Below are 8,050 nucleotides of genomic sequence, written 5' to 3' on the forward strand. Positions count from 1 at the left end.
AGTTCGAGCGTATGCGATCCGCTTCGGAATCGCACCGTCTCTTGGTCGGAAGACACATGTGCAATAATCCCTCGACAAGGAAGGACACGCAGGCTCGATTCGCCATGGATCGGCCAGCGGGCCTCCCCCACCGTCCTCAGCTCAATAGGCGCACGCCCCTGTCCACAGCGTGGCAGGTGATCCCGTCGGGCATCATGCGCCGCGCATGTCCTTCATCGCGTTATCGACGACCTCTTGGATATTGGAGTGGAATTTCCTGGTCGAAAATCGTTCGGCATTGGCCCGACAGGCCTGCGGGCTGATGGCATGCAGACGCGTATCCAGATGCTGTACGGCCGCAACGATGGCGTCCGGTGTCTGGGCGTCGAAGAAGACACCGGTCTGATTGTCCCCATCCCGACCCAGCACGGTCTCCAGTGCTCCACCCTTGCCATAGGCGATGACGGGCGTGCCACAGGCTTGGGCCTCGACGGGCGCTATCCCGAAATCTTCCTCGGCCGCGAACAGGAATGCCTTGGCGCGCTGCAGATATGAGACGACAACGTCATTGGGCTGCCCTCCCATGACGGTCACGTTCGGCCCTGCTGCCGCCTTGACCGCCGACATTTCGGGACCGTCGCCGATGACCACCAGCTTGCGATCCGGCATTTGGCGAAATGCCTCCACGATCAGCGGGATACGCTTGTAGGGAACCAGGCGGGACATGGTGACATAATAGTCCTCCCGTACATCACCGATATTGAACCGGTCGATATCCACCGGCGGATAGATGATCTTTGCCTGACGCCCATAGGCCTTGCGGATGCGGCGCGCGACAAATCCCGAATTGGCGATCATGTGATCGACGCCATGGGCCGTGCGCGTATCCCAGATGCGCATATAGTGAAGGATCGTCCGTGCGATCGCACTTTTGATCCCGCGGGTCAGACCGGCTTCGCGCAGATATTGATATTGCAGATCCCAGGCATAGCGGATCGGGCTGTGCACATAGGCGATATGTACCTGATCCGGGCCCGTGATGACGCCTTTTGCCACGTTGGACGACGACGAGATCACAAGGTCGTAGCTCGTCAGGTCGAACTGTTCGATAGCGATCGGCATCAACGGCAGATAGGAACGATATCGCTTCCGGGCACCGGGCAGACGCTGGATGAAACTCGTGTAAACGTTGCGGCCCTTCAGGAACCCTCGATACTGCTCGTCGAGATAATCCACGATACAATACAAATCCGCCTGGGGATAAATGTGCATCAGTTCCTCGACGCACGCTTCACCACCACCCTTTAGCGTCATCCAGTCATGGACTATCGCGACCTTCATTGATGCTTTCCAATATCTGATAGAGTAAAGCCGGCTTATTGGTATGAGCGTTATAGCCCTTCCGCTACTGATGCGTGGTTTCCTAGCACGTCCTCCGAGCCCTCGGCCATCAACGCCTCAAGCTGCCTTCCATGTCGCTCCCGATAGGCTTGCGGATCATGTGCGGGTGTTCCGAAAACGGGAGGACGGAAAGGTTGCGGGGCAATAGGTTCATGGGTGACGTTCAGTTCTCGTCCGCCTTCTGCCCGATGACCATACTTGGCATAGACGCCGACTACAGGTGGATATGCCCATGTGTCGAGACGGAATCGCCCAGCTCTTTCAGCCAGCGCCTTGGCGGAGGCGGAGGACGCGTCATACGGTATAGCGGCAGAGCCGGAGACCGTCCGCAAGTCCCCTTCTCCCACCCCGTCAGGCAAACAAATCGCGGATGGCACACGCCCGGAACCGATTCCGCAACCTCCGTCGGCGATGCTCCCCGGCGTCATGGCGCATGTGGCAGGCCTGGCACAGCGCCGCCAGGTTGCGTGGTCGGTTGTCGCCGGGGTCGTGGTTGAGATGCGCGCTGGCCAGGATCACGCGGGTTCGGCGGAACGGCAGAGGCGGAGCGATGCCCGCCAGGCCCGGTTGCGCACGGACCATGGCGACAGGGCTGGGCAGCGCCCTTACCCCCCTGCCCCGGCCGTCGCGCCAGCGGGCGCGGGTGTCGTCCCACCAGGTGCCGTCGCCCAGATGGACGATGTCGCGGCCATGGGGCCGCCCGCAATGCTCGCATTGCCCCTTGGCGCGGCCGAAGCGGATCAGCGCGGACAGCTCGCGCCAGTCGATCGGGTAGAGCCAGCGATGTTCCCGGGCGATCGGCATGGCCCTTTGTGAATCCATGGGCGGCGGAGCAAAAGCGAAAACACGTCTGATTCAGAAAACTCATCAAACTCCTCAAAAATCTCAAGAAAACCATATCCCGTGGGTTAGACCGTTAGATCAGAATTAAAGGGTTAAACCCCGTTTCCGGCTACCTAAAAGCCTAGAAATGCGTGACTTTCGACAAACTGCGTGTTCCCGACATATCGTGTATTCGTTCCCGGAATATCGTGACCGTCGTTCCCGATGTATCGCCCAACCGTTCCGGGAGTATCGTTGCCCGTTCCCGATATATCGAAAAGCGGCGAAAGACCCCGCCGGAGCGTGTTGGATTGAATCAGTTTCAGACCGATCGCGCGCGGCAAGGTTCAAACTTGTCGGCGACGGAAACGGGGGATCGTCGAGCGCATCGGACACGCGATATTTCGGGAACGCATCCGGGAGATGCGTCCTCCGGATGTCGAAATTTCAGCGGTCGGAAATTCCAGTGAGGGGGGTGCTATTCCCGCGCCCCCTCCCCTATCGTCAGCGGAGCAGGTGTCGGTTCTTCGCGTCGAAGCGGCGAACATAGCCGATAAAGGCGTTCTGATAGCTGACCGGCGTGCGGGCGGGATCGCCCTCGACCCAGGCTTTGAATTCGGCGTGCAGGGTCTGATAGTCCCAGCCCGGACATTCGGAGCGCAGCAGCGCCAGCGTCGCGTCGGTGATCTCGCCGAAGGTCGAGCGGGTCGACAGGCTTTTCACGCTGCGACGGATCAGCGCGCTGGCATCCATGTCCCGGTCGGCGGAGATGGCGGGAGGTGGCGGAGTGTCCTCCCGCGTCGAGCCCTTGGGCTGGGGGGCGGCAGCGGCCTTGGACTTCTTCCGGGGCGCAGGCGCGGCTGGCGCGGCCCCCTCCCCTTCCGCTCGCCTGCGCATCCGGAGGCTCGGCTCACGCTTGCCCTCGGCCTGTTCGAGCGTCAGACCGTAACCCGGCAACTCGTTGCGTTCGGCGATCTTGGCGATTTCGAACTTGAAGCGGCGATATTGCCCCTCCGCCCCCGATTTTTCGAACAGGGTCGGCATGGAGATGGCGAAGCCCCCCTCCCCTGCCCCGCCAGCGTGTTTGCGCGCGACCTTGTACAGCCAGCGTTCGCGGCCGCCCGAAATGTCGAAATAGGCGCGGTCGATCGACAACACGCCTCCCGTCATCAGGACGCCCTCGTAGAACCAGCTGGACAGCTCGATCGTCATGCCGCGCGAGCGTTCGGTCTTTTCGTCGACCAGCTGCGTCCAGCCGTCGAGCCAGCTGAACGTCGCCTCGCGCCGGTTCTCGGCGCGGATATTGGTCTTGACCGTGGTCGATACCAGCCGGTCCAGCGCCTGGCCGAGCAGCTCATAGGCACGCCCCGTCGGCTGGCGTCCGATCGCGCGGAGCAGGTCATAGGGCATCAGGTGCAGCTTGCGCGGCACATCGTTGATCCCCCGCCTGGCCATGTCGGCCAGCATCGAGGCGCAATAGATCAGGATGTCGGCATCCCAGATCGTCGCCATGCCGTAATCGGGATTGCCCGACACATGCACCCACAACTTGCCGTCGGGCGAGCGATAGTCGATAGGTTTCACCCGTTTCGATTTGGCCAGGCTGAAGAAGGGCCTTTCCATCATCTCGCGCTGATCGCGCAGCGGCAGGTCGGCGAGATAGGGCAGGAACAGCTCGAACTGTTCGGCCGATCCGTCCTTGGGCTTGGTGCTCATGCGTCGTGATCCAGCGGCATGTTTCCCCGGGGAAACATACGGGATGGGCAGACGGCGGTGTTTCCCCCGGGAAACATCAGCGCTGAAGCCCCTGCCCCGTCTGCTCAAGATGCTCCAGAGCGCCGCGCAGGGCCTTTACGATTTCCTCGACATCCGCCCCCGAACCGGCATGCAGCCGCACCGTCACCCCCTGTCGGTTCACCGACTGCACCGACAGAACGGGGCGGCCATAGCGGCTGTGATAGCTGTAACGCTCCGGCTCGCCGTCCTCGCCCAGCATCATCTTGCGCGCGGTCAGCAGGCGGTGGAGCACCTCGCTGGCCGGGATGGGCGGCTTGCCGTCCTCGCGCCGTTCCGCCTGTTGGCGCGCGATATACTGGGCCACGCCGGTGATGGCGGGCGCCTCCATCGGGTCCTGCATCGCCTGGGCCAGCGCATAGCCGGGCTTGAGCTGCACCTCATGCGGCGAGGCGAAGGCGCCGACCACCTCGTCGGGCAGCGCGGCGACCTTCAGCATCTTGGACAGCCAGCCCTTGGACAGCTTCAGCCGCTCGGCCATGCGGGTCTGGTGGTTGCCATAATGGGTGGTCAGCGCGGCCAGGTAATTGCGCGCCCGTTCGAAGTCCGAGACATCGGCACGCGCGCGATTTTCGAGGTCGGCAAGGCGGAACGCGGCCTCGTCGTCCAACTGGGCGACCTGCGCCACGAAGACCATGTCGGGATAGCTATTGGCGCGCAGCCAGCTGATCGACCAGTGGCGGCGGGTGCCTGCGATCACCTCGTAATCGTGATCGGGATCGCCCTCGATCCGGCGGACCACGGCGGGCACCTTCTGGCCCCCTTCGGCGATGATCGAGTCGATCAGCTCGCGGCAATGCGCTTCGGTCAGCAGGTCGTAGTTGCGGGCATTGCCCGACCAGATCTTCACCCGCGCGGGGTCGAGCAGCAGCTGCGTGACCTGCCGCACCTCGCCGCTGGCGACACGGGCGAGCGCGGATTCGCGCCCCAGCAGCGTGGTGCCACGACTGCGTTCCGCCACGGCCTCGCGAATCGGGGCAGGGGCCTCCGCCTCTTCCTCCGCCAGCAGGGCCGCCAGATAATCGGACTGTTTACGCGCCATCTTATGCCTCCCGCCCGGAACATAGGCAGAACATTATCGTGTAGGAAAGGGGAACCCGCTCAGGCTGCCGCATGGATCACCGCTTCCTCGCTGGCGGGCTCGACCCGGCCCCAGCTCTGGCGGACCAGCTGTTCGACCTGACGCATCGCCTCGTCCAGATTGGCGCGGCAGCGTTTGTGCGTCTTGGGCGTGCCGATCGGCTTTTCCAGCTCATAGACGGTCATCATCCGCATCGCGGCGTGGCTGATCTCGGCCGATTCGAGGATGGGGACGGGGAGGAGCGCGGGGCCGAAGCTCTGCTCCATGATCGCGCGGACCATGGCGTGGCTGGGGTCGTTGCCGTCGAACTTGGAACAGATCAGCCGAACGAACTGGTAATCCACCTCGATACCCGCGCCCGTCAGCTGGTTGAGCACCTGATCCATCATCGACAGGAACTGAACGGTCGAGCAGAAATCGGGCGTCGTCGCGGCCATCGGCACCAGAAGGGCGTTGGCCGCCTGCATCACCGCGAGGCTGATCGTGCCGAGGGCAGGGGGCGGATCGAGCAGCACCACGTCGTAATTGCGCGCCAGATCGGCCAGCCCGCGCTTCAGCTTGCGGAAGCGCGCGGCCAGTACCGATCCGCCATCGCTGCCCGCTGCGGCCAACTCATATTCCACGTCGAACAATTCCAGGTTCGACGGGATCAGGTCGACATTGGGCCAGGGCGTCGGCTTGACCGCATAGGCGAGGTCGGTCTGGGTCGGGTCGATCGACAGATAGGGGTAGAGCGTCTCTTCGCGGGTGACGTTGAAATGCGGGTTGAAGCCGAACAGGGTCGTCGTGGTCGCCTGGCTGTCGCAATCGACGACCAGCACCCGGTAGCCCTGCACCGCGAAATAATGGGCGAGATGGGTGGTGACGGTCGACTTGCCGACGCCGCCCTTGAAATTCTGCACCGCGATGATCGCCGGGATGTCGAGCGGCGCGCGCGCGGGGGAGGCGCCCAGCACCTCGCGCATGTGCAGCAGTTCCTCGACCGTATAGCCCTGGCGACGGCCATTGTCGGTGGTCGGGGCAGGGGGGAGGCGGCCGTCTTCCTCGGCCATGCGGATGCGGTTGGTCGAACAGCCAAGCAGCTGCGCGGCCTCGGCAATGCCGAAGCGGACGTGCAGGCCTTTCCGGCTTTCGGGCAGGAATGCCTTGCGCCGCAGCCGCTCGATCATCCGCTCGCCCGCGCTGGCCAGATCCCCGATCTGGGACAGCATTGCATGATCTTCCGCCACTCGCGCACCCCTTGAAGCTTTTGGGGTTGGTTAATGGCAAAGTTCATTCAATCGGGCAAGGCGGCGCGGATGTTTCCCCGGGGAAACTTATCCCTCCCGGCACGGGGAGGGGGACCAGCGCAGCTGGTGGAGGGGGGCTTCTTCATAGGACATCCCTTACGGAACGCCCCCTCCACCACCGCTTCGCGGCGGTCCCCCTCCCCGTGCCGGGGAGGATCAGGATACCATCATCCACACCGCCATCCCGATCATCATCAGATTCTCGGTCAGAGACAGCGCGCCCAGCGGCACGTTGCTCGATCCGCCGACACAGGCACATTTGAGTTCGCGCCGGTCGATATAGACCGCCTTGACCACCGACACCGCGCCGACGCCCCCGATGAACAGCGCGAGCGGCACCGATAGCCATTTCGCGACCCCCGCGATCATCAGCACCCCCGCTAGCGCTTCGGCAAAGGGATAGACATAGGAATAGGGGACCCAGCGCTTGGCGAGCAGGTCATAGCTGAGGAACATGGTCGCGAAGCTCTCGACATTCTGGAGCTTCAGCAGCGCCAGCACCGCCATGCTGAACGACACGAACCACTCGGCTGCGCGCATCGTGAAGGGCGTGGCATAGACCGCCTGGCTGGCCGCCAGTGCCATCAGTGCGGTCATGACGAAGAGCGCCGCGACCGGGCGATAGCTGATCGCCTTGGGATCGGCGACGCGAAGCCCAAAGAAGCGCCGCAGATCGTCATAGCCGCCCACCCGCTCGCCCCCGATGAATATCTGCGGGGTGGTCTTCACGCCATGCTCGGCCTTGAGTGCGTCGGTTTCCTCGCGGGTGCGGAGCCAGCGGTCATCCACCTCGTAACCCTGTCGGCGGAGCAGATCCCGTGCCTTCAGTCCATAGGGGCAGGTGTGGGTCGGCATCACCATGCGGTACAATATCGCTTTACGGGGCATGGTCATGGTCCTTCTCCGGCTGGGGTCCATGCGCCATATGGCATCCGTACCATGGTACGGAGTCAAGACATGGCCGATTTGACCATCGCCGGACTGGCGCATGAAGGCGGAGTGGGGGTGGAGACGATCCGCTATTACCAGCGGCGCGGACTGATGCCCTTGCCCGAGCGGGCACCGGGGCCGGGCGGGGCAGGGGGCATCCGTCGCTATGGTGAAGGCGATGTGCGGCGGTTGCGCTTCATCCGGTCGGCGCAAGCTGCGGGCTTCACGCTGGAGCAGATCGGCGAGCTGCTGGCGCTCGACGCGACCGACGACCGGGCGCGGGTGCGGGACCTGGCGAAGACACGCATCGCCGCGCTCGATGCGCAGATTGCGGGGTTGCAGAGGGCGCGGATGTCGCTCGCCCATCTAGCGCAGGAATGTGGGAGCGGCGGGGAGGGGGCGTGTCCGATCCTGATGTCGTTCGAGGGGTAAAGTGCTTTTTAGCCCCTCCCCTTGCAGGGGATCATTGCAAAACCCGATTGCGGTGAACCGAGCGGGTATTTTGGCTTGGCTGACGGTTAGCGGCCCCGCCCGTTGACCAGCGGGCGGTGGATGGCGGGGTATTCGAGCCCTGGTGAGCAGGTCCGAGGGGCGGAACGGGTTCAGGTGAGACGCAGCGCGGTGGTCATGTTGTAGGCCAGGGCAAGCAGAAAGCTGTCGTTGCGGTTCCTGGCCAGCCCCTTGTAGCGTACACAGTCGAAGCCCCGCCATCGCTTGAGGGTGGCAAAGACGCTCTCGACCTGGGCGCGGATCG

At 63.7% G+C, this 8,050-nt stretch carries 8 protein-coding genes; 1 reads left to right on the top strand and 7 read right to left on the bottom strand.

Going from position 1 to position 8,050, the window contains the following annotated elements:
- Window positions 1-192: 192 nt before the first annotated feature.
- From NS355_RS09585 to NS355_RS09610, 6 genes are all read right to left on the bottom strand, one after another.
- Window positions 193-1,293: a glycosyltransferase family 4 protein gene (locus tag NS355_RS09585; protein ID WP_209445056.1), complete on the bottom strand. Its 1,101-nt coding sequence runs from the start codon at window positions 1,291-1,293 to the stop codon at window positions 193-195.
- A gap of 438 nt (window positions 1,294-1,731) precedes the next feature.
- Entirely contained in the window at window positions 1,732-2,184 is a 453-nt protein-coding gene (locus NS355_RS09590) for a hypothetical protein (RefSeq protein ID WP_058745496.1), read from the bottom strand.
- 522 nt (window positions 2,185-2,706) lie between these two features.
- Window positions 2,707-3,918 (bottom strand): replication initiator protein A, encoded by a 1,212-nt coding sequence (locus NS355_RS09595; RefSeq protein WP_058745497.1) that lies wholly within the window; start codon window positions 3,916-3,918, stop codon window positions 2,707-2,709.
- 76 nt (window positions 3,919-3,994) lie between these two features.
- Window positions 3,995-5,038, bottom strand: coding sequence for a ParB/RepB/Spo0J family partition protein (locus NS355_RS09600; RefSeq protein WP_058745498.1), 1,044 nt, complete (start codon window positions 5,036-5,038; stop codon window positions 3,995-3,997).
- Between the two features lie 59 nt (window positions 5,039-5,097).
- Entirely contained in the window at window positions 5,098-6,288 is a 1,191-nt protein-coding gene (locus NS355_RS09605; protein WP_058745499.1) for an AAA family ATPase, read from the bottom strand.
- 234 nt (window positions 6,289-6,522) lie between these two features.
- Window positions 6,523-7,254, bottom strand: a complete 732-nt coding sequence (locus NS355_RS09610) for a glutaredoxin family protein (RefSeq protein WP_244489624.1) — start codon at window positions 7,252-7,254, stop codon at window positions 6,523-6,525.
- Between the two features lie 69 nt (window positions 7,255-7,323).
- Here NS355_RS09610 and NS355_RS09615 point away from each other — a divergent pair, with 69 nt between their 5' ends.
- Complete coding sequence (locus NS355_RS09615) at window positions 7,324-7,728, top strand: MerR family DNA-binding protein (protein WP_058745501.1); 405 nt, start codon at window positions 7,324-7,326, stop codon at window positions 7,726-7,728.
- A 170-nt stretch (window positions 7,729-7,898) separates the two neighbouring features.
- Here NS355_RS09615 and NS355_RS19485 read toward each other — a convergent pair whose 3' ends face one another.
- Window positions 7,899-8,048 carry a transposase gene (locus tag NS355_RS19485; protein ID WP_430727007.1) on the bottom strand — a complete coding sequence of 50 codons (150 nt, stop codon included), beginning with the start codon at window positions 8,046-8,048 and terminating at the stop codon, window positions 7,899-7,901.
- Between the last annotated feature and the right edge of the window lie 2 nt (window positions 8,049-8,050).

Source organism: Sphingomonas yabuuchiae (assembly GCF_001477495.1).
GTDB classification, from domain to species: Bacteria; Pseudomonadota; Alphaproteobacteria; order Sphingomonadales; family Sphingomonadaceae; genus Sphingomonas; species Sphingomonas yabuuchiae_A.